Raw genomic sequence first — 20447 nt, 5'->3', positions numbered from 1 at the left:
GAGTATATGATCACAACTAGATCAGATCGTCAAACTGATCGTTTATTGTTTAAAAAACGTTCGCGATCTCGCCCTGCGCTTAACCCGATAAGAAAGGTGGCTGAAACCAGTAGGTTTCTTAATGCTATCGGAACTCCTATCGTCCCTGATATATAAGGCATAATTATTTTCCTTAGTTTTGTGATTGAAATACGTGCTCAATCTTAGTGCATAACATTTTAGAGTTTATACGACACACTACTTGAGACGCATAACCGCTTGCTGAGCCTAGCCGCTAGCTATTCGGTAGTTCAGAATTGGTTTTGTTTATGCTATGGGGGCTTTTTATGACATAAGCTTTGATAAGCCTATTTAATCGGCGTGACTGTCGCATTTAAGCTTTCCCTGCATTGCTCAGTATTTATTGTATTATTAAACTGAAAAATTAACAATAAAGCAACAATATTTTTTCTCATATGTCACCTCTATATAGTTAGCGTATTTTAATATCAGACTCTAACAAAGTTGAGCGGTAATCATCATTAATAGCTGTTGAAGCCGTTAAAACACATTAGTTGGAATGACGGTGACACAGAGTTCTGAACACCCATCGACTAAGCCTCAGACTTATTACTTTTTCCAAGTTGAGACCGCTGACCTTCCAAGGTTAAATTTACAGCAGACTATTTGGTGTTTAGGCAAAGCAGCGGCAGCGTCTATCTGGTGTGGGTAATCCCTATAAACTATGGTTACTCCCCATAAATAGGCGATAACGCAGTATCAATGCCAAACCATTACGGTGCATTTTCAATTTTCACTTAGTTAGCTGCACATTTAAAACTTCTTGGTATGTTAAATGGCTTGCTTTATACTGTATAAATAAACAGTATTGAGGTGCGTATGTTTGTTATTCCTATTTATATTGAAGCGGGTATTACTGGCTTTGAGTCCCCTGCTGCTGAGTATACAGAGCTTGGTATTTCACTAGATGAGCTTGTTATTAAACACCCAAATGCAACCTTTATTGGGCTTGCATCAGGGCAGTCGATGCAGGATGTGGGAATATTTGATGGCGATTTACTCATTGTCGACAGAGCTGAAAATGTGAGTACCGGTGATGTGATTGTGGCCAGTTATAACGGCACCTTTGTTTGCAAAATAATAGACAAAGCTAATCGCTTACTTATTTCTGCTTCCAAAAATTATAAGTCTGTTTATATTTCTGAAGATGATGACTTTAAATTAGAGGGAGTGGTTACATCGAGTATTCGTCTTCACAAAAATAGAGCTGAGTTAAGTCGATGTTTGCCCTCGTAGATTTGATTTTTAGGCTATTACAACATGGATTTAAACAGCTTACCGACTAATAAATCACACGTTCATTAAGCTAAACATTCAACCATTATCAAAAATAGTTGAATGTTTAGCGCGTGTTGTTTTAAAAGTTGATGAACACCGACACTTGCAATAATACAATAGCAAGCACGATATAAATTAACCAAAGTGGAAAAATAAATTTAGCCCATTCGCCCCATCCAACTCGTGCGGTGGCTAGGTAGGCTAATAAAGTGCCTGAGGTAGGGGTAAGAATATTGGTTATACCATTACCAAACAAAAATGCGACTATCGTTGTTTGCTCAGATACGCCTGCTAAATTACCGATTGGCCCTAAAATAGGCATGCTTACGGCTGCTTGCCCCGACGTTGAAGGAATTAGAAAATCTAGCATTAATTGTGATACAAACATGCCTGTCGCAGCGAAGTAAGCATTACCTTCACCTATAAATGACATTAAAAAATGTACAATTGAATCTAAAACCATGCCTTGCTTTAGCACCACAGCAACTGCAGTTGCTACGCCAATGAGTATGCTAGCAAGTAACACTTTTTTCATTCCGTCAACAAACGCTTGCGCGGCTTGGTTTGCACTGAGACCTGAAATAGCAGCAAGCACCATACTAAGTGCGATATAATAGGCGCTTAGTGCATGGTGTTTCCAATGCCATTGTGTTGATGCATAAACTAATAAAGCAATACCACTAGTAAGAGTAAGCAATATGATGACATGGCGTGTTGATAGTTTTTCGCTATGAAAATGTACTTGCTCATTTTTAAAACCTTGGCGCTTAATCATAAAAAGTACAAAGCCAATGCCGACAGCTAAAAATGCTAGATAAAAGAAAAACCGTACACTTGCTCCACTGAAAATCTGTAGCCCGAGTAGAGGTTGAGCAATAGTTAAAGGTAATGGGTTTGTTACCGATGACAAATACCCTGCCTTTACTGCAACACATACAATAGCGAAGCCTATAATATTAGGTAACCCTAATCGGTTGGCCATGCCAACCATGAGTGGGATTATAAGTAAATATTCAGATGCTAAACCTAAAAACGTACTGCCTGCGGAGAATACGATCATGAGCAGAATAACGAGCACATAAATATTACCCTGTACTAAGCTCAGTAACCTTTCAAGCCCTGCATCTATCGTACCCGCCTTTGTAAGAATACCAAACATACCACCAATGATAAGTACCATAAATATTAACCCTGAGCCTTGTTCAAGGCCTGAAGGGATCGCCATAAATGTACCAATAATACTCACCGGTTCGGCTTTTACTAAATCCGCATCTTGATAATTGAATAGGTTTGATAACGACTTATCTTTATCAATAATATTATAACTGTTGGCAACTACCATATTGCCGTCTCTTTCATATACTCCAGAGTCAACAATATAAGTAAGTAGCGTAGCTAAAAACAAGATACCTAACAGTATGATAATAGGGTTCAAGCCCTTCTTTTCATTACTATAATTTTTTTCGCTCATTATTATTTACCTACTTGAGCAGACACATAAGCAGCTAATTGTTGAGCCACAAAGGAAGTATCACGCTTAAATTGCTCATAATTTTCATTTTTTTCGAATTTTTTCTCATTCATATATAAAGCACGATTTACTTCTATTTGTACAGAGTGGCGATTTGCAGCAACATTACCGTAATTACTCACCAAATACCCGCCTTTATAGGGTGTATTTTTTACCACTTTATAGCCTTTATGAGTGAATGCTTGGGCAATCACATTTACAAATTCAGGATCTGCTGATTGGCCATCTTTATCACCCAAAATTATATCAGGACGTGCTATACCTGCATCGATGTTCATGCCATTCCCTACTGACTTCATAGAGTGACAATCAACATGCCATACACCTTGGTGTCGAGTGTATAAATCATCTAATAAAGTCTGCAGTTGGGTATGGTATGGCGAATAGTAATGATCAATACGATGGGTTACTTCTTCTCGCGTTAACTTTCTATCATACATGGCTTTTCCGGGTAAGGCGTAACGACGAATTAACCCCATGCCACGGTCGCTGTATTTAGTTGGTTTACATCGATCCCATGACTCATCTAATAATGCGGGATCAATATCATCTGGTGCACGATTTGGATCTATATACATACGTGAGAAATTTGCATGCAATAAGTAACCTCCCTTTCCAGTAATGGGTTGCCAAATATCGTCTATAAAGGCATCCCACCCCGACTTTATAAACTCTAAGGGTACTTGTGCATTAAAATCATCGGGGCAATGAATCCCGCTGTGTGGTGAATCGAACACCAAGGGTATTTCTTCTGACTCAATTGGGGTTAACAAACTGAAAGCCGACTTCATAAATTTATCTCCTAGTTATATAAACATAGCCTGCCCAAAAGCAGGCTTAACGACTTTCATTAAAGTGAGTAAGTGAGTTGCAAATACATATAACGGCCAACTGGATTATAGGTATTTTGATCAAAGTTAATATTTAAATTAGTTAACGAAGCAGGTGGCTGCTTATCGCCAAGGTTATTAACCCCTAATTTAACACCAAGGTTGTTTGCAAACTGATAACCACCAGAGATATTGTGATAGGTCACAGAGCCTATACCGCGAGGCTCTCCTAGAAATTGCTCAGTCGTAGAGTCGATATGACGAAGGTTATAATTAGCTGTCCATCCATTATATTTCCACGTACTTGAGAAAGTACCGCGCCATTCAGGGTAAGATTCACGTGATACTGCAGTGCCTACTAAATCTTTCTGCTCTATTGAGCCATCAGACAGGGTCTTGTATTCAGTTAAAGTGTTTAATTTTGATACATTTGCATTGAACGACCAGTCACCAAAGTCTGTTTGCAACGTGTAATATGAGACAAAATCAATGCCTGAAACACGTGTCGCATTAAGATTAACCGGGCCATCTAAAATATCTATGATTTCACCGCTACTATCTCGCGTAATGGTGTCGCAATTTTTGTTTTGATAAGCACATAAATCAAGGTTATTTTGCGCACCAAACTCACTTATAGTGTTATTTATTTCGATCTCATACCAATCTAAAGTAAAGCTTAGGTTTTCAATAAGGTTAGATTCGTAAATCAAGCCTACGGTTTTGTTCTTTGAAGTTTCAGGTACTAACTGACGGTTACCGCCTGTTGTTACTTGTACGTTGCTAAATGGCTGCGAATAATCGGTTGGCACACCGCTGCAACCTGCTAAATTATTATCAGTAGAGCAAGGATCATTAACTGCTTTATAAGTTAAGCGTTCACCTTCAAAAAGTTCTAAAATTGAAGGCGCTCTGAAGCCTTCAGCCCAGTTTGCTCGTAAAGTAAGTTGCTCAAAGGGTGTATAAAGTAAGCCAACTTTGCTATTGGTAGTCGAACCAAACGTACTGTAATCTGAGTAACGTACCGCTAAACTCAGCTCTAAATATTCAGCGAGAGGCTTATCATCAAGAAGAGGAATGCTAAACTCTGCATAAGCTTCTTTTAAGTCGTATTCACCGGTAGTCCCTTCACGAGGTGAAGATGTGGTTGTTCTATAAGTGTTAATACGTGGATCTGAGTTGATGATACTGTCGGGTGTGTCTTCGCCCTTTTCTTTACGGTATTCAATACCAAAAGCTGCACCAATATAGCCTGCGGGTAGTTCATATAAAGAGCCGGTAATATTTGCGGTAAAGTCTAGTTGGCTAGCTTCATTTTTATCATGGCCAGTAAAGTTTATATAGTTAACCATGTCGTCGGTCAGTGGAGCAAAAATATTTACTGGCACACAACCTGAAACTAAGTCTGTCACATCGGCATCAATGCCTGTCGTATCGCATGCACGTAAGCCTAATGCTAGCTTATCTAAATTCATTTGGTTATTAGAGGTAAATTCGCCTTTATTGCTTGCCCATGATGCAAAGCTATCCCATGACCAGTCATTAGACAGTTCACCGTCTAATCCAATAGCAAATCGTGTTGTTTCAACTTTTTGCTCGTTGACTCGATAGCCATTATTCATAAAGAAAGCGTTATGTTTGAAGTCGCTACCAGAGAACTCAACCCCAAAAGGATTTACCCTTGCGTCATCAGCAATAACAAAACCGCGACTTCCTCGGATCGGAGATAGTGCGGGTGAAAACTGTTGATCTGATTCACGTGAATTATAAAGCGCTTCAGCTTTAAAGTTTACTGAGCCTATTGGCATAACCAATTGTGTATATAATGAAGAACGCTCGCTAGGACCTGTTACATAGTTATTGTAATAACGATTATAGGTGTCATCGCTATTCACTTTACGCCAGTTATCAATATTATTACCATCCTTGCCAGGATTGCGTGTTATCCCTCCTGAGGAAGGAGTAAGGCCGTTTACGGTCGCTAAATTATCTTCGAAAAAAAGCCCTTCTGGTGTCGCTGACGTTAATCCATTTAATGGAACTGCGGTTATATTTCTATCTTGTGTATAAATAGGCTTTTGATCAACATGGCTTGCAGCGAACATTAAGTTGGCATCGTTAATATTGACACCAGATAAAATATCAATATTGAACGTTTCTCTATCGCTTTTAGTTGTTTCACCATAGGTAGTTTTTACTTCAAGCCCTTCATAGTCATCATAGGTATACAGGTTCACTACACCGGCAATAGCGTCTGCACCATAAATTGCTGTAGCACCATCTTGAAGTACTTCTACGCGTTTAATAATGGCTTGAGGAATCGTATTCATATCAACGAAGTCACGAAAGCCGCGTGAACCCGCACCATTCACCCAGCGATGACCGTTAACAAGCACTAAGGAGCGGTTAGCACCCAAATTACGTAAATTCAAACTAGATGAACCATGACTCGAGCCTGCTGAGCCATTACCATTTAAGCTGGAGCCAACTGAAGGAAGTTCTTGCAATGCATCACCTAATGAGAGCGAACCATTAGCATTTAATGCCTCTAAATCAATATTTTGTATTGGACTTGCTGTCGCAGATTGGCGCTTAATACGCGAACCAGTTACTGCGATTCTTTCGACACTTTTTTCTGCCGTTACGTCTTCAGCTGATACAGTATGACTCGCAGTTAGGCATGCTGTAGCAATGGCGAGTGATATTACGGATTGCTTAAACATTAAACGTTCCATAGGTTGAGCTCCAAAAGTTTAGGTTATCATTTTATTAACCTAGACTTTACTATTTACTAAAGTGTATGCAATATTATACCTTTTAATCATTAGGCTATAACAGTTCGTTATGAATGATATGCAACAGAACCAACAAAAAATTACTTTGAACAGCTTGGAAGCGTTTGACGCAGTAATAAAAACAGGCTCTGCAACAGGGGCTGCCAAATTATTAGGGTTAACTCAACCAGGTATTAGTCGACTTATTGCACAGCTTGAAAGTAAAGTTGGTTTTTCTTTATTTTATCGAGAGAAAGCACGTTTATTTCCTACTGATGAAGCAGTTGCCTTACATAAGCAAGTAGAAACGTCGTTAGCAAGTGTGTACCGAGTGGAACAACTAGCAAAAAATATCCATCAATCGCATGTAGGCCATCTCAATATTGTTGCTCCTAGCAGTTTTGTTGCGGGACCTTTGGCCGAAGCCGTTGCATCATTTTTAAAAGATCACCCAAATGTAAAAATTAACTTAGATAGTCACAGTCCTGCTAGGGCTTGTGAGTTAGTTGCAAATAAAGCATTCGATTGTGGTTTTATACAGCTTCCTGAAAATCATGATAATTTACTTTGTGAACCTATAATTAGTAGTAATCTGGTGTGCGCGGTATCAAGTAGCCATCCTTTTGCTAGTGCTCGAGAACTTCAGCCTGAAGATTTACGAGATGAAAGCCTAGTATTACTTGGACAAGGACGACATTCGCGTAGGAGAATTGAGCATGCATTTTTACAAAGCAATGTTCGCTTAAAAGTAAGAGTGGAAACACATACTGTACCCACGGCTTGTACATTGGCTAAACATGGGGTGGGTATTTCGATTGTAAACAAGCTGATAGCTCAACAGTTTCAAAATGATGACTTAAAACTTATCCCTTTTAAGCCTGAAATAGAAATTGTTTATGGTTTTATTACTTCTACATCAGCCCCCATGAATAGGCTGACTCAGACATTTTATGATCACTGTAAAGTGCATTTTAGTCAGTTCATGGATAGCTGTGGGTTAAGTAAAAAGTAAGCAAAGATGCTGTTGTCGATCGACTAAACATTTGGCAATATGCTTATAAAATAAGGGCTTCTTAGGCACGTGAGCATTTTAAACACACTATCTAGCGTCAATTAACTTGGCCGGCTTCACTACAATTATCTTAGCCGATTGGCTCCAAACTTTATTTGCTCTTATTGAGCGCTAAGGGCGTTCAATGTAACGGCTCTACTTAGTGTAGGTGTGAATACGGACATTAGCCTACATAAACTACACAAAGATACTTACACCCTCATGCTTACTACTTCTAGCTGTATATAATTAAAAGTAGTAGGTATAACCGGTTAGCCTGAGGTCACTAACCACCAGTTCCACCCATTACGCAGTAAACCCATATTGCAGTCCGGTAATGATGCGGTGTATCAATTCACGGCCGCGAATTGTATTTATCATCGCGCGCGGACGGTGGCTATCCAACTGCATATGAGGCGTATCTAGCCACTGGCTCCAGCGTTTAACATCACCAAAATAAGCCACCCCGACCCCAGATAGTCTAGCTATCTCTAATGCATGTTCACTGATCTGTTTATTTAATGGCTTTTCTTTATTGCGAATTAACGTCCGCTCGGTTGTCCCTGTTGCTTTTGCAATATCACTCATATTCCAGCCTATTAAATTAGCAAATGCACGAAGACCCGCTGTTGTAAGACCGGTTTGCGCTATTTCAATTTCCGCAAGCGGGTCTGAGCGAACAGTTAATTTCCCACATGTAACAACAGCGATAAAGTCTGGGTTTTGCTCCCTATTCTGGTTAGTTGTTCTCATCTGTAACTTACCTCAATTTATAGAGCTATCATTGATTATAGTGACAGCTGTGTAACGCTACAATGTCGGCCTGCTTGGCTCTGGTTCAGACGTACTTTAGAAAAATTATCATTAATAGAACTACCTTGCTCTTCAGTTGTAATATTAAACCAGCCTATTAAACTACAAAACCACCGTTTTTTTATGCCCGCGAGAGCCCTCCCCTGTGTCCAAGCACCTAGCTAAGACTGCTTCGTATAAAGCAATAGTCAATGTGATCCGGTCTTTTGCTGCAGGGCTTTTTTACTTTGTTACCTTATCCCTTAAAAAGCTTTTTTCACTCATAAAAAACAAAATAATTTTAAAACAACAGCTTAACTAACTAGTACTTTTTCTGAAAGGATATCTGTCTTTGATATTTTGAATATTCAATTAAGCAAATAGCGAGTTTTAAAATGAATATCGAATTAGAAAAAGTAGGTGTAAAAACAGCCATAGAGCATTGCCTCACTAACAGTGATGCATCGCATTTTATGATAAACATTGTTAGTAGCCATCCCCCACTTATTGAATACCTTAAAGCAGCTTTCGCATCTGAGAGTGTTCACATATTGGCTTGCGCGGACAGTATTAACATGAAGCACTTTTTTGGTGTTATTCGTACTGAACTTCAAGAGAAAAGTGATGTTCAGCTCATGATTGTTAGCCATGAACTGGGTTGGCCAATAATAGAGAGTTGCCATTTGAATTTTAATACTGTGAAAGCAATGAGTGATCAAAGTGCTATCTACGCAGGTGATAACACTATTTACCATGGCCAGCCTTTCTATGATGGCGATGTTTTCTAAAGCTGACGTGTTTTTTAAATTGTAGACATATTGATCCGTGAATGCCTTCTCGGTTATTGCATTAACTAATAACTGAGAAGGCTCATTTATAGATTTATTTATCCGAGTTTACATATAAAAAAGACCTAATCTGCTTTTAGAAAAGTGAAACGGTGTCGTTAACTCTTAAAAAATCAAAAAAACAGTTTTTTATTAAAAAACAATAAAAAACTAACCAATTGAAATGTAATTAAATTACTCAATAGAAAAGCGATTTTTTTAAATGCGAAATTTAGAGAGTACAAAAAGGGGTGCTCTAATTTTAGACCTATTCAAAAAATCCCTTTACGATTTATCTTATTCACATTTTAGCTATTTGCTCATTTTGAACGTTTTTAGATGTTTATATTCAGCACTTCAAATAAGTAGGTCTACAAAGCAGGAGTTAATCGCCACAGCGGAAAGAGAATAGTTTTATCATGATTTAAGCGTGAACACGTTAATCAATAAAAATTGAAAAGGTAAATTTATGAAGTACAGAAAAGGTTTCTTTAACTTTGAATAATGTAAAAAAAGGGGGAGCTATTTGAGCATGCTTGTGAACTATTTGTCGAAATAATCACTTTCTCCTTTTTTTAAGAGCTTCTTCCATATATTAATGAGTAATACAAATAAACCAGTAAGAAAACAAAAAACAATATTTAAGCATAACAAAGAAGCAACCTAAAACAGGTTGCCAGTTTAGATTAAATTTACGGGAAAATAATGAAACACAAACAAAAAGCTATTCCGCTTGCTAAGGCAAAATTACAAACTCACCCACTATTAGGAGAGCTGATTAAAGATGATATCGCGGATTTAAAAGTAAACCAGTGCATTAGTGAGTTACCCATTGAGGTAATACAAACGTTATTAGATTTAAGACCACTCCCAGTGACCCCTGATACTAATGATGATTGCTACCTGACACTTGCATCGAGCGGAGTACTAGAGCGCTTTAAAGCCCACCCTTTAAGTAAAAAGCTTTTTTTAAAGGTATATATTTACCCAGCAGATGCTGTTGATCACGTATTAAGGGTTACTTTGCTATATAACTGTGCGCTAACACTTTATTTAAAAAACGGCTTGGGCGCTAATATTCAACAGCGACATGCTTGCTTTAAAGCGCACGGTATACACGCCCCTAAAAAAACAATATTGGCAAACTTAGCTAATACCTCACCGTCTACTTTTCGGTAATGGGAAAGTCGATATGAGTATGTATACACACATAGCGAGAAGTAATCGTTTAAACAATGCGGGTGGCTGCTATCCAGATGCAATGGCACATGCTACAACGCTTGCTATTTTGTTAGATAAACTAGCAAAGGTAGACGGTAAAACACGTCCTGCAATAACAGTTGTCGCACTATTTATGTGGTTAACACTAGGCTGGAGGAAGATTAATTCTGCAAATGATATTCCTAATTTTATTAAAATATCTGGCGCGACACCTTGTAAAAAATACGCTTTTCGAACTTTTTATGATGGTTCAGTCTCTTGGGCTGAATATGCGAAACCCTATAAATACAAAAACCGTATTGTGTATTTATGGCAACCTATACCGATTTATTTAAATGAATTTTTTCAAAGCTTTATTAGCGATCAAACTTACGGCACGCCTTTTTTAAACCTCAAAGACAAGAAACACTTATTCAAGCTAATGAAGAAAGCATGGAAAACACCGCTTAAAGTAAAAGATAATCCTCGTGTTAACAAAGATGTGTTTCTGCATTATTTTATGAATTGTGCTCAGGCGGATAACACACTAGGTGCAATTGTTCGATCGCAGCTAATAACTAATGATAAAGCACATCATTCTAGCGCGATATATTACCAACAGTTAAATACTGATCGTATTCGCACAAAGATATTTAAGGCGCAGAACGGCTACTTATCACGTCTTATTGACGCAGCAAGAAAAGCTGAACTCCATGTATATTTTGAGCTCTTTCTGAAAGAGTACTCTGTAAACCTTATTCAAGCGTCAATAAAAGAGGCCAACTATTTATCGAAATATGGTGAGATAAGTCAGTTTGAACTCGATACCACACAAAACAGTAGCGATAAAAAGCGCATTCCCGCTATTTTAATAGGCAGTGCGCGATCACTTGAAGATAACCACGTCAGTCACTTTTTCCAAAAATTACACACGTTAGTTGTAAATGCTAAAAAAAATGTCTTGGGTAAAGGCCTTGGTTCAAAAACTAAGTTAACAAATCAATCGGCGCTGCGAGATTACTATAATAAAGCAACCTATCGGATTGCATTACTGTTTATTGTTCTTACCGGCGCAAGGCCTACACATAGCATCAGTATTTTATCAATTTATTACTCAGGCTCTGATGTTGTATTTATTAAAGATAAGGGTGTTCTTAGGCAACTGATACTTTGTGATTATTTGAAACAAGAGATTGAACACTACTTATCCTTACAATCTGTTATTCGTACACAGCTCAACATACACACTAAATTAGATGAGCTTTGGTATACGTGTAATCAAAACAATGTACCGACAGCTCTCACAAGTCGCGAGCTACGTTTATTCATGCATCAACTGTGGCCTGGTGTAGTGCCTTATCAATTACGACACTTTTTTAGTTACTGCGCTAATAGCCATATGTTTTCAGACAAGCTATTTGATAACGATATCGACCGTTTAATGGGGCATGAAAACTTAGGAGAGCGCCTCGGAAGCGATACGTTGTTTCCAGCTCGATTAGATGCAATGAAACACTTTCTAAATACACTACCAAAGCGTTTAGGGCTTGAGGTTTTAAAATATGTCTAAAAAAATCAAACATCAGCATGCAAAACAAATCTCTGATTATTTGGCCCAGTCTTGGCCATTAAAGACCACAGAAAATGACATCTTTTGGGTATTAGATCATTGGCAAATAATAGAAAAGAAAACACATATTGTCGATGATACCGATCTAAGGGTTATCACTCAGCAGCTCAATGCTATTCCAACTGGGAAGCAACGCGCATATCGACATGCACTTGAGGGGATCCTTTTTTATTTGGAAGAAGCGTGTTATTGGCAATTACCAGAACGTGTAAAAAACACAATCAATGACACCAATCATCAATACTTTGAAGAGCTTGCAAAAGGTGCAGCGCATGCACATAAAATCTTTGTATGCTACCAACAACAAAAAACGTATTTTTTTGATATAAGGGGGCCATTAGCACCGTGCTTTATGGCATTAATAATAGGATTTGAGGTCGCCCCCATATCGCTTGAGCATATTAGCGCTATTTTAAATAATCCTAATTCGATTATAGATAAAGAAGATAATCCACGTCTTGCTATCACTCACACGGGGTATGGAGCAGATGAATTAAGAGTAACTCATTATTATTTAACAATCGAAAGCTATCGTTTCTTAGAGGATTATTATGCGCAATCACCTTCGAGAACAAGCACAAAGAGTTTGTATGCAGACTTATCAAGTTGGTTGGATAAAAATGGGATACCTGCTTGCAATACAAAACAAATATGGCCGAAACGATTTCAAATCCATTGGTATCTTCACTTTCAACTACCGCCTATCTTTATTAAAGATTTGGCTAACCCCGAGCGGCATGTTGGCTTGTCAAAGCCCATTTCACTACCAAAAATAAAAGAGGCTGAGATTTATGCTATCGATTGGAATACCAAGTGGTTTGATTCATTAACTAAATTACAAAAAAAAGTGTGTTGGCCTCATGAAGCCTTACTCAAACACCCAAAAGATATCAGCTCAGTTGAAACACCGCCCTGGGATGCCAGTAATATTCTACCGCGCTTGTTATTTGATTACACAAAACAGCTGCTTGTGTATGGGGGAGTAAAAAAAGCGACCCTTGCACTAGGATCTGTTAAAAACTACACCTCACTTAAAAGTAAACTTGAGCCCTACCCTCTGTGTTACGCAGATGCTATTAGCGAAGAGGCTATTAATGGGTGGGGCCAAACTGTCTATGACTCGATAAGCTCCGATATAGTAAAAGGCACCTTTTATAACTTTTTACGCTTTTTAAGCTACCAAGAACAAACAGACACACTCGATTTATCAAGCTTTAGCTCGCCGCTGGTAGCGCCATCGGTGAGTCCTGGTCGATTAACTGTTGACGAATTTGACCGTCTACTTGACGTGCTTTTATCTAGCAAAACTAACAACTCTTTTCGTAGTTTATTTGGTGCGATTGCAGCGTTATTAGGGTTTTACGCTATGCTGCGCCGTGGTGAAGTCCTAAGGTTACGCCGTAAAGATATTCGATTTAAGCCAAGTACTGGCCTTATAACGATAACCGTTACTAATACCCCTGAAGGTAATACTAAAAGCGGCACAACGCGCAAGGTATACACTACACTTCCTAAGCAATATCACATGTTATTAAAATATCTATTTGAAATAAGAAAGAACATACCGCGCGAGCAGCCTTTGTTAGGCTTTGAAGGTGAGAAGTATCATTCACGACAACTTTATTATTTATTACCTGTGTCACGTGCTTTACGATTTTTATTTGGTACACATCTAAATTTTCACCACCTTCGCCACAGTGGCGTACATATATTTATGCTGCAAATATTGCATTGTGTTAACTATACGCCCGACAATTTACGTGGGGAAACACCTCTTGAACAAGAGGTGCTATCGAGTACGTCAGTGGCTACTCGCTTTGATTATTGGTTTGAAGGACGAAAAGTTGACGAAGTAAATGATGCTGCTTTTTTGGATGAAATGGGTGAACAAATTGGTCATATTTATTATGGCACTACACGCTGGTCATACTTGCATGACATAGATTGGCTACTGCCTATTATTAGCCGTGATCATTCACCGTATACACGACGTGAATATACACACAGCGAGCTGCGCTATTTACTTGGACTAAAACCTGACTCTAATGATCTTTCTCGCATATTACTTAAGCTTAACCCTGAGTACGTCAACAAAAGTCTGGGGCAAAAACGCAACCAGCCAATCATGCTGCGCGATTGTGAGCTTAGAGAAGCCGTATTTGGGAAAGCTATTAAATCAAAACATGTGCCCTTAACAGTTGACCACAGTTTAACTTGGCAAACGTCAATTCAAAACAGTGAACACACGTTACTCGGTTTTATATTTAAAGCCATGCTCGATAGTAAAGCGATTGACTTTTATGCACTCAGTTTTATTTGGGGCAATGGGTGTAAGCATCACATTAAACCGATAAGTAAAAAGCAGCGCACAGCTCTGAAAAACTTACCTCCCGTTGTACTTTCTGATGATGAGCAGTCATTACAAATTTCGCTTGCCTGCAACAGCAAAAATGCACACGCATTTACCACCGTGTTTAGGCATAACGACTGGGGCTGGTTGAGTTTTCGATTTACTCTTTCTGTTAATCGAAAACTCAAAAACGAACGACAAAAACAGCTGCTTAAAGCACAGTTCGCTCAAAAAAATGAAGCTATTCAAATTACTAAACATGCTAGAGGAGAAACAATGTTAACTATTAATTTAACACCAAAAACGACACTTTCACCTAGTGTGATCAAATTTGCACAAGAATTTATTCAATTATTTCAATAAGGTAAAAAACATGAAAATTATTATTTCTGGTAACAAAAAAGCACTACTCAAAAACATAACTGAGAATATTGATACCCACTATGCTGATAGCCTAGCAACCATATTAATAAGTAAAAAAGAAGGTTCCATTAAATTAATAACCGGTAAACCTCCTTTATGTTCACATTGTGTATTTACACTTGATACGTCCTCTACACATGTAAAAGACGCACAGTTTTCTATTGACGGCAGCTTTGCAAAGCAACTCCCATGCTATTTTAGTGAAAATGAAGACATTGAATTAAGTGTTAATACCTTGTCTTCAAGTGCAACCTCAATTGAATTAATCCATAAAGACACTAAAAGCAACGAAAACGCACTGCGTCGGTGTGAGTGTGTTGATGTATATGAAGCGCATTTAACTTACCTGAAAGAGAGTTCACAGCGCCCAACTTCAACCGCTTCTAAAGCCGCTATAGAGCGCGTTATATTCGAGTCAACTGAAACAATGCCTTTTGAATTTTTAGAAGTAAACGTAGATAAACAACATTGTCGAATACAACGTGATGGCGATGTTGAAGAAGTGCATTTCCCTGACAACCTAAAATTACCGATTTCTATGGTTTTGACAGAGGAGATTACCCGTAAGCTTGATAATTTATGTAAGGCTACAGATGGCGATGAAATCGAAGTCGCCCAGCAGGGCGAGTTACTCACTTTTAAAACGCCTGAAATCACACTCACTTATTCATTGGCCGGCGTTGAAGAGTTTTTCGCAAAGAAGCCTCTTAAATTTACTAACGAAAAACATGTTATAGTAAATTTCTATGGGCTTAAAACGGAAGTTAGACACTGCTTAGCTGAGTATAAAACCATTAAAAAAGCGGATAATGCACTCTTATACTTAAGCAATAATAAAGCCGCTATTACATTTATTACACCCCCTTATGAATTTGTACACCCAATCACTGTAACTGAAACGTGTAGCAAAACAAAAAATAGCGAGTCGCTATATCGTTTTTCACCAAAAGTGTTACTGGGCATCAACATCGGCGACTTGACACAAGCGAAGAGTACGCGACTCGACATTCTTAAATACGAAAACGGCGAACGTAAATTAGGCGTGTACTTTTCACTTGAGAACAAATTGCCACATCGTACCATTCCAATTGAAAAAGACGAGAGCCAACTACCTCACGTGTTAGCTTTACTTGAGGAGTTATATCAAAACCAAGGCGATACAAATACACAGAACATAAAACAAGAAGTACAAAAGGATTTATTTGCTGATGTTATGGAGGAATGTGATGAATATTAAAAAACAATAAAACACTGGACAAATAGACAGCACTTGCTATATTTTAATAGTGAAATTCTAATCAGTTGCGCGATTTCGTACTTAGTGTATGGTATTGGTGTAACTGAAGATAAAATAAGCAGTTGGGGTAAAGAGGCGGCAACCTCCCTACCCCGTACCGGCTGCAACGCTTTTAACCACTCCAGCCGATGATCCAATTCTAACGAATTCCATCGGTGAGGGATAGATCTATTTATAGATCCATTAACTGATGGAGGCCATTATGGCTCACATTCGCATTCGCCCCAATGGGCGTATTCAATTTGATTTACACATTTATGGGCAGCGCTTTCGTGAAGGCACAAAGCTCATGGCTACCCCTGTTAATATTAAAAAAGCCAATGCAACGCTTAAAAAAATCAATGCTGAGATTGATTTAGATACGTTTCAGTACCGTGATTATTTTCCTGAAAGTAAAAAGGTCGCTAAGTTTGAAGCTTTGCAACGGGCTAAAGATCCCGATCGTCTTTATCCGTTTTTTAACGATTACGCGAATGAATGGTTCGATCGCCAAAAAGCAAAATGGAAAAGCAGCTATCAAAGCGTGGTACGTAATACGCTCGACCGTTACCTTATTCCTGAATTTGGCAATATATTAGTTAATGAGATCAAGTTAGCTAATGTCGACTATTTTCGCGAAAGCTTAATGGTGTGCGATACCAAAAGGGTCCGTAAACTTTCTAATAAACGCATTAACGGTATTTTATGGCCGTTTGTTGCCATACTAAGTTTAGCCGCAGAAGAGCATGACTTTACTTACCCATTACGCCGCTATAAAACTCTAAAAGAAGAACGTGCTAATTCACTGCCACTAACCGCAGATGAAGTACAACGCTTTTTAGAGTGTACACCTACACAATGGCGCGATTATTTTATGGTGCGTTTTTGGACCGGTATGCGAAGTTGTGAAATACATGGCCTGCGCTGGGAGGATGTGGATTTTAATCACCGCCTCATTCGTATTCGTCACAATTGGGTAAATGGTGAACTCGGGGATGTAAAAACACCTAAGTCGCGCCGCGACTTAAAGATGTGTAATACACTCTTTTCGCTATTCAAACGCTTACAAAAACAAACAACCAGTGAATTTGTGTTTACTCACAAAGGCAAACCGCTTAATACCCACTTTGTAAGCACTCAACTGTGGTACCCCACACTGAATAAAGCAGGGCTTGCACACCGCCGCCCTTACGAAACACGCCATACCGCTGCTGTACTACATATCGCAGCGCATGAAAATCCACTTTACATTTCGCACATGCTGGGCCACAGCGACACACGTTTATTGTTTGACGTATACGCCCCCTATGTTGCCAATGCTTCAAGGCAAGATGGCTTTGCGTTTAATGAAATGATGATTGAACGCGGGATTGCGTGAGGCTATCTAGCGTCAATTAACGTAGTAGACTCTTGGCTACAAAGTAAAAGCTAAGCAAATATATTTAATCATTTAAAACGTGCTGCATACAATAATAAACCAATAAAAGAAAAGCACCGAGTTCAAATTGAACTCGGTGCTTTTTTTAACTTTTAATGTATATCTACAGCTTGAAACCTTAAGTTAATTATCAATTCAAATTAACCACATTATTTATACTTTCAGTGTCACCTTCAGATTCATTTTCAAGTCTGGCATTCCACACTAAATCACAAATACCATCAGTGGGATTAAAGCCAGTTGGTGCATCGAGTAATAGCTGACGAATTTTTTCGTGCTCAAAGTTATGACATGCAATATCAAGCGCATCAATAAATACATTAAGCTCACTGAGTGGCAGCATTACTTCATGTGCGGTCATTATACGCTCATGGGGAGTTTGCTCTACGTTATCGCCTATTAATAGCTCTTCATATAGTTTTTCACCTGGGCGTAAGCCGGTACACTTTATTTCTATATCACCATGCGGGGTATCGTCGGTTTTAATTTCGAGGCCCGATAGCCTAACCATTTTGGTTGCCAAATCACTTATTTTTACCGAGTCGCCCATATCAAGTACGAATACATCACCGCCCTTGCCCATAGCGCCTGCTTGTATTACAAGCTGTGCCGCTTCAGGGATGGTCATAAAATAGCGAGTAATATCGGGGTGAGTTAATGTTATTGGGCCACCTTCTTTTATTTGGCGGCGAAATAATGGTACTACTGATCCACTTGAGCCAAGCACATTACCGAAGCGTACCATACAAAAACGTGTTTGGTGTTTAGCTCCTTGCTCTTGTGCTAAGCCTTGCAACACTAGCTCGGCCATACGTTTAGTCGCGCCCATTACATTTGTCGGGCGTACGGCTTTATCAGTAGAAATCAATACAAAGGTATCTACGTTAGCCTCAACAGCGGCCTTTGCGGCGTAGTAGGTACCAAATACATTATTACGAACACCTTCTACTACATTGTGCTCAACTAATGGCACATGCTTATAAGCAGCGGCGTGGTAGATGGTTTGCACACCAAAAGTTCTCATTACCGTTTCAAGGCGGTTTACACGTTGTACTGAGCCCATAATGGGGATGAGTTGAATATTTAGTGTGTTGTTAGTTATGTATTCACCCAATTCTTTTTCAATTGAATAAAGGGCGATTTCACTGCGCTCAAACAACACTAACTTAGTCGGTTTGAGTTTCACTATTTGTCTACACAGTTCTGAACCGATTGAGCCACCAGCACCAGTAACCATGACTACTTTATCAGTTATATTGGCAGTCATTAAATCATCTTTAGGAGTTACTGGGTCGCGCCCTAGTAAATCTTCAATTTCAACATCTCTAAATTCAGAGAGTTTTGCTTTACCTTCAACAATATCGGCCATGCCCGGGATCGAAAGCACTTTAATAGTTAATGGCTCAAGTTGTGCGAGTACTTCTTTGCGCCTTGCACGTGTTTCACTAGGCATAGCAAGCAGCACTTTGGTTGCTTTACGTTTTTTTATTAGTTCGTGTATGTCATTAAATGCACGTACTGGTATACCTTGTACTATAGAGCCATGTTTTGTCACGTCGTCATCAATAAACGCACTGACAAAATACTCAGGGCCTGCATTTAAAGCCGTTGCTAATTGACGCCCAGACGAGCCCGCACCATAAATAATGACCGCATCTTTGTTGCTGGTGGTCATTCTTCCTATCAGTGCGCGCACTATGATGCGTGAACCACCTACGGTTAATAAACATAGCCAAGCAAAAATAAATGGCATTGTACGTGGTATATCTATACCAACAAAAAATGCTAGTAACACCAAGCTTACCGTAGTGATAAGCGTACCGAGTATAATGGCCCATACTGCTTGTGAGTTCATATACCGCAAAACAGCGCGATACAAGCCCAAGCTAATAAACGCATATAAACTAATGGGTATTAAAAGTATTAATAATAACCAATTACTAGTAACACTTAATGGCTCTAAGCTATCAAGCCTTACTATTAACGCCAACCAAAAGGCGGCTGCTATAAAAAGTGAATCGATACATAAAGTAATAACACGCTTTTTAGCACGCGGGGCATTAATAATTGAGCGGATAAAGCTATCCATAACACGTTCCTTTGCGGTTCAATTAAAGGGCATAACCCATGATGAGGTTTGAAGTTAACAATAATATAACTATAACAAAAAAATCATTAATGTAATTAGTCTTAAATAATGATTTATTTGTTACACTATTGTAGAGCCATTAGAGCTTAAGCGCTTGATTGAGACAGTTAAAATATATAAGTAATGTGACTATTGGTGCAATAAATAATGCCTTAAAACTGTCTCAAGAGTGTCTCACGTGAGACACTCTTCAAGAAATAGTGTATTTAAATTAATGTGTTAAAAGCAACAGAAATTTAGGCCCAATAGATATTACAATCGGCCTAATCTAACATTGTAAACAGTAAGCGCTATTTAACCCTGTCACCACTACCACTACCAGTAACCGTCATTAGTATATATTTAAAATAATTACCAATTGTTAGCGTATCTATCATTTCACGGTCTGTTTTAGCAAGTAATTCAGGGGTAGACATATCAATTTCGTTTACTTGAGCTAAGCCTGTAATACCAGGACGAACAGTGTAAACATTTTTAGCTTCACGCGCTTGCGTTAGTTCTTCTTGGTTGAATAAACCAGGGCGTGGGCCTACTAAACTCATTTCACCTTTTAGCACATTCCACAGTTGAGGCAATTCATCAAGCTTCGTTTTACGTAAAAAACCACCAAAAGGCGTTATTGACGCAGTACTGGCTAAGTGGCTTGCTACCGATGCTGTATTAACACTCATAGTTCTAAACTTAACTAATGTGAATGGCTTTTTATTGCGGCCAACACGCTCCTGCATGAATATAGGAGAGCCGGTATCAAATAAACCAATAATGTATAAAATTACTAAAAATGGCATTGCAAACAACAAGCCAAATAGTGAAAACAAAAAATCGAGTAAACGTATCATTT

At 38.7% G+C, this 20447-nt stretch carries 14 protein-coding genes; 8 read left to right on the top strand and 6 right to left on the bottom strand.

Annotated features, from left to right (window positions below; genetic code table 11):
• Nucleotides 1-879: 879 nt before the first annotated feature.
• Nucleotides 880-1296 (top strand): LexA family protein, encoded by a 417-nt coding sequence (locus AAEZ22_RS08995; RefSeq protein WP_243532588.1) that lies wholly within the window; start codon nucleotides 880-882, stop codon nucleotides 1294-1296.
• A gap of 121 nt (nucleotides 1297-1417) precedes the next feature.
• On the opposite strand, the gene AAEZ22_RS08990 is transcribed toward AAEZ22_RS08995, so the two are convergent.
• Genes AAEZ22_RS08990 through AAEZ22_RS08980 form a run of 3 tightly spaced genes read right to left on the bottom strand, consistent with a single transcriptional unit; the run spans nucleotide 1418 to nucleotide 6419 of the window.
• Nucleotides 1418-2809 (bottom strand): YfcC family protein, encoded by a 1392-nt coding sequence (locus tag AAEZ22_RS08990; RefSeq protein WP_197182951.1) that lies wholly within the window; start codon nucleotides 2807-2809, stop codon nucleotides 1418-1420.
• 2 nt (nucleotides 2810-2811) lie between these two features.
• Nucleotides 2812-3660, bottom strand: coding sequence for an N-formylglutamate amidohydrolase (locus AAEZ22_RS08985; RefSeq protein ID WP_197182952.1), 849 nt, complete (start codon nucleotides 3658-3660; stop codon nucleotides 2812-2814).
• A 59-nt stretch (nucleotides 3661-3719) separates the two neighbouring features.
• Nucleotides 3720-6419, bottom strand: a complete 2700-nt coding sequence (locus AAEZ22_RS08980; RefSeq protein WP_352297010.1) for a TonB-dependent receptor domain-containing protein — start codon at nucleotides 6417-6419, stop codon at nucleotides 3720-3722.
• A gap of 121 nt (nucleotides 6420-6540) precedes the next feature.
• On the opposite strand from AAEZ22_RS08980, the gene AAEZ22_RS08975 reads away from it, so the two are divergent.
• Entirely contained in the window at nucleotides 6541-7482 is a 942-nt protein-coding gene (locus AAEZ22_RS08975; protein ID WP_352297007.1) for a LysR family transcriptional regulator, read from the top strand.
• A gap of 345 nt (nucleotides 7483-7827) precedes the next feature.
• Here the strand turns inward: AAEZ22_RS08975 and AAEZ22_RS08970 are convergent, their stop codons facing one another.
• Nucleotides 7828-8274 carry an Xre family toxin-antitoxin system antitoxin gene (locus AAEZ22_RS08970; RefSeq protein ID WP_350668715.1) on the bottom strand — a complete coding sequence of 149 codons (447 nt, stop codon included), beginning with the start codon at nucleotides 8272-8274 and terminating at the stop codon, nucleotides 7828-7830.
• A gap of 434 nt (nucleotides 8275-8708) precedes the next feature.
• Here AAEZ22_RS08970 and AAEZ22_RS08965 point away from each other — a divergent pair, with 434 nt between their 5' ends.
• The 6 genes from AAEZ22_RS08965 to AAEZ22_RS08940 all read left to right on the top strand — a co-directional run bounded on the left by AAEZ22_RS08965 (nucleotide 8709) and on the right by AAEZ22_RS08940 (nucleotide 17397).
• Nucleotides 8709-9101, top strand: coding sequence for a hypothetical protein (locus AAEZ22_RS08965; protein WP_352297004.1), 393 nt, complete (start codon nucleotides 8709-8711; stop codon nucleotides 9099-9101).
• Nucleotides 9102-9845: 744 nt separating this feature from the next.
• On the top strand, nucleotides 9846-10319 hold the full coding sequence (locus tag AAEZ22_RS08960; RefSeq protein ID WP_352297001.1) for a hypothetical protein: 474 nt from the start codon (nucleotides 9846-9848) through the stop codon (nucleotides 10317-10319).
• Nucleotides 10320-10401: 82 nt separating this feature from the next.
• Nucleotides 10402-11910, top strand: coding sequence for a hypothetical protein (locus AAEZ22_RS08955; protein ID WP_352296998.1), 1509 nt, complete (start codon nucleotides 10402-10404; stop codon nucleotides 11908-11910).
• Nucleotides 11903-14683, top strand: coding sequence for a site-specific integrase (locus AAEZ22_RS08950; protein WP_352296995.1), 2781 nt, complete (start codon nucleotides 11903-11905; stop codon nucleotides 14681-14683). Before AAEZ22_RS08955 ends, AAEZ22_RS08950 begins: the two co-directional genes overlap by 8 nt.
• A 10-nt stretch (nucleotides 14684-14693) precedes the next feature.
• Entirely contained in the window at nucleotides 14694-15980 is a 1287-nt protein-coding gene (locus AAEZ22_RS08945) for a hypothetical protein (RefSeq protein ID WP_352296992.1), read from the top strand.
• A 262-nt stretch (nucleotides 15981-16242) separates the two neighbouring features.
• Entirely contained in the window at nucleotides 16243-17397 is a 1155-nt protein-coding gene (locus AAEZ22_RS08940; RefSeq protein WP_352296989.1) for an Arm DNA-binding domain-containing protein, read from the top strand.
• Between the two features lie 190 nt (nucleotides 17398-17587).
• Here AAEZ22_RS08940 and AAEZ22_RS08935 read toward each other — a convergent pair whose 3' ends face one another.
• Both AAEZ22_RS08935 and AAEZ22_RS08930 read right to left on the bottom strand, forming a co-directional pair.
• Nucleotides 17588-19546, bottom strand: coding sequence for a polysaccharide biosynthesis protein (locus tag AAEZ22_RS08935; protein WP_352296987.1), 1959 nt, complete (start codon nucleotides 19544-19546; stop codon nucleotides 17588-17590).
• Nucleotides 19547-19896: 350 nt separating this feature from the next.
• Entirely contained in the window at nucleotides 19897-20445 is a 549-nt protein-coding gene (locus tag AAEZ22_RS08930; RefSeq protein ID WP_352296984.1) for a sugar transferase, read from the bottom strand.
• Nucleotides 20446-20447 lie beyond the last annotated feature (2 nt).

The organism is Pseudoalteromonas sp. 20-MNA-CIBAN-0454 (assembly GCF_040308685.1).
GTDB classification, from domain to species: domain Bacteria; phylum Pseudomonadota; class Gammaproteobacteria; order Enterobacterales; family Alteromonadaceae; genus Pseudoalteromonas; species Pseudoalteromonas nigrifaciens.
This window is presented reverse-complemented; position numbering and strand designations above follow the sequence as displayed.

Bases quoted from the DNA above. Each gene is read 5' to 3' on its own strand.
- AAEZ22_RS08975 (WP_352297007.1), top strand. From the start codon at position 6,541: ATGAATGATATGCAACAGAACCAACAAAAAATTACTTTGAACAGCTTG.
- AAEZ22_RS08995 (WP_243532588.1), top strand. From the start codon at position 880: ATGTTTGTTATTCCTATTTATATTGAAGCGGGTATTACTGGCTTTGAG.
- AAEZ22_RS08950 (WP_352296995.1), top strand. From the start codon at position 11,903: ATGTCTAAAAAAATCAAACATCAGCATGCAAAACAAATCTCTGATTAT.
- AAEZ22_RS08990 (WP_197182951.1), bottom strand. From the start codon at position 2,809: ATGAGCGAAAAAAATTATAGTAATGAAAAGAAGGGCTTGAACCCTATT.
- AAEZ22_RS08985 (WP_197182952.1), bottom strand. From the start codon at position 3,660: ATGAAGTCGGCTTTCAGTTTGTTAACCCCAATTGAGTCAGAAGAAATA.
- AAEZ22_RS08970 (WP_350668715.1), bottom strand. From the start codon at position 8,274: ATGAGAACAACTAACCAGAATAGGGAGCAAAACCCAGACTTTATCGCT.
- AAEZ22_RS08940 (WP_352296989.1), top strand. From the start codon at position 16,243: ATGGCTCACATTCGCATTCGCCCCAATGGGCGTATTCAATTTGATTTA.
- AAEZ22_RS08930 (WP_352296984.1), bottom strand. From the start codon at position 20,445: ATGATACGTTTACTCGATTTTTTGTTTTCACTATTTGGCTTGTTGTTT.
- AAEZ22_RS08960 (WP_352297001.1), top strand. From the start codon at position 9,846: ATGAAACACAAACAAAAAGCTATTCCGCTTGCTAAGGCAAAATTACAA.
- AAEZ22_RS08955 (WP_352296998.1), top strand. From the start codon at position 10,402: ATGGCACATGCTACAACGCTTGCTATTTTGTTAGATAAACTAGCAAAG.
- AAEZ22_RS08965 (WP_352297004.1), top strand. From the start codon at position 8,709: ATGAATATCGAATTAGAAAAAGTAGGTGTAAAAACAGCCATAGAGCAT.
- AAEZ22_RS08935 (WP_352296987.1), bottom strand. From the start codon at position 19,546: ATGGATAGCTTTATCCGCTCAATTATTAATGCCCCGCGTGCTAAAAAG.
- AAEZ22_RS08980 (WP_352297010.1), bottom strand. From the start codon at position 6,419: ATGTTTAAGCAATCCGTAATATCACTCGCCATTGCTACAGCATGCCTA.
- AAEZ22_RS08945 (WP_352296992.1), top strand. From the start codon at position 14,694: ATGAAAATTATTATTTCTGGTAACAAAAAAGCACTACTCAAAAACATA.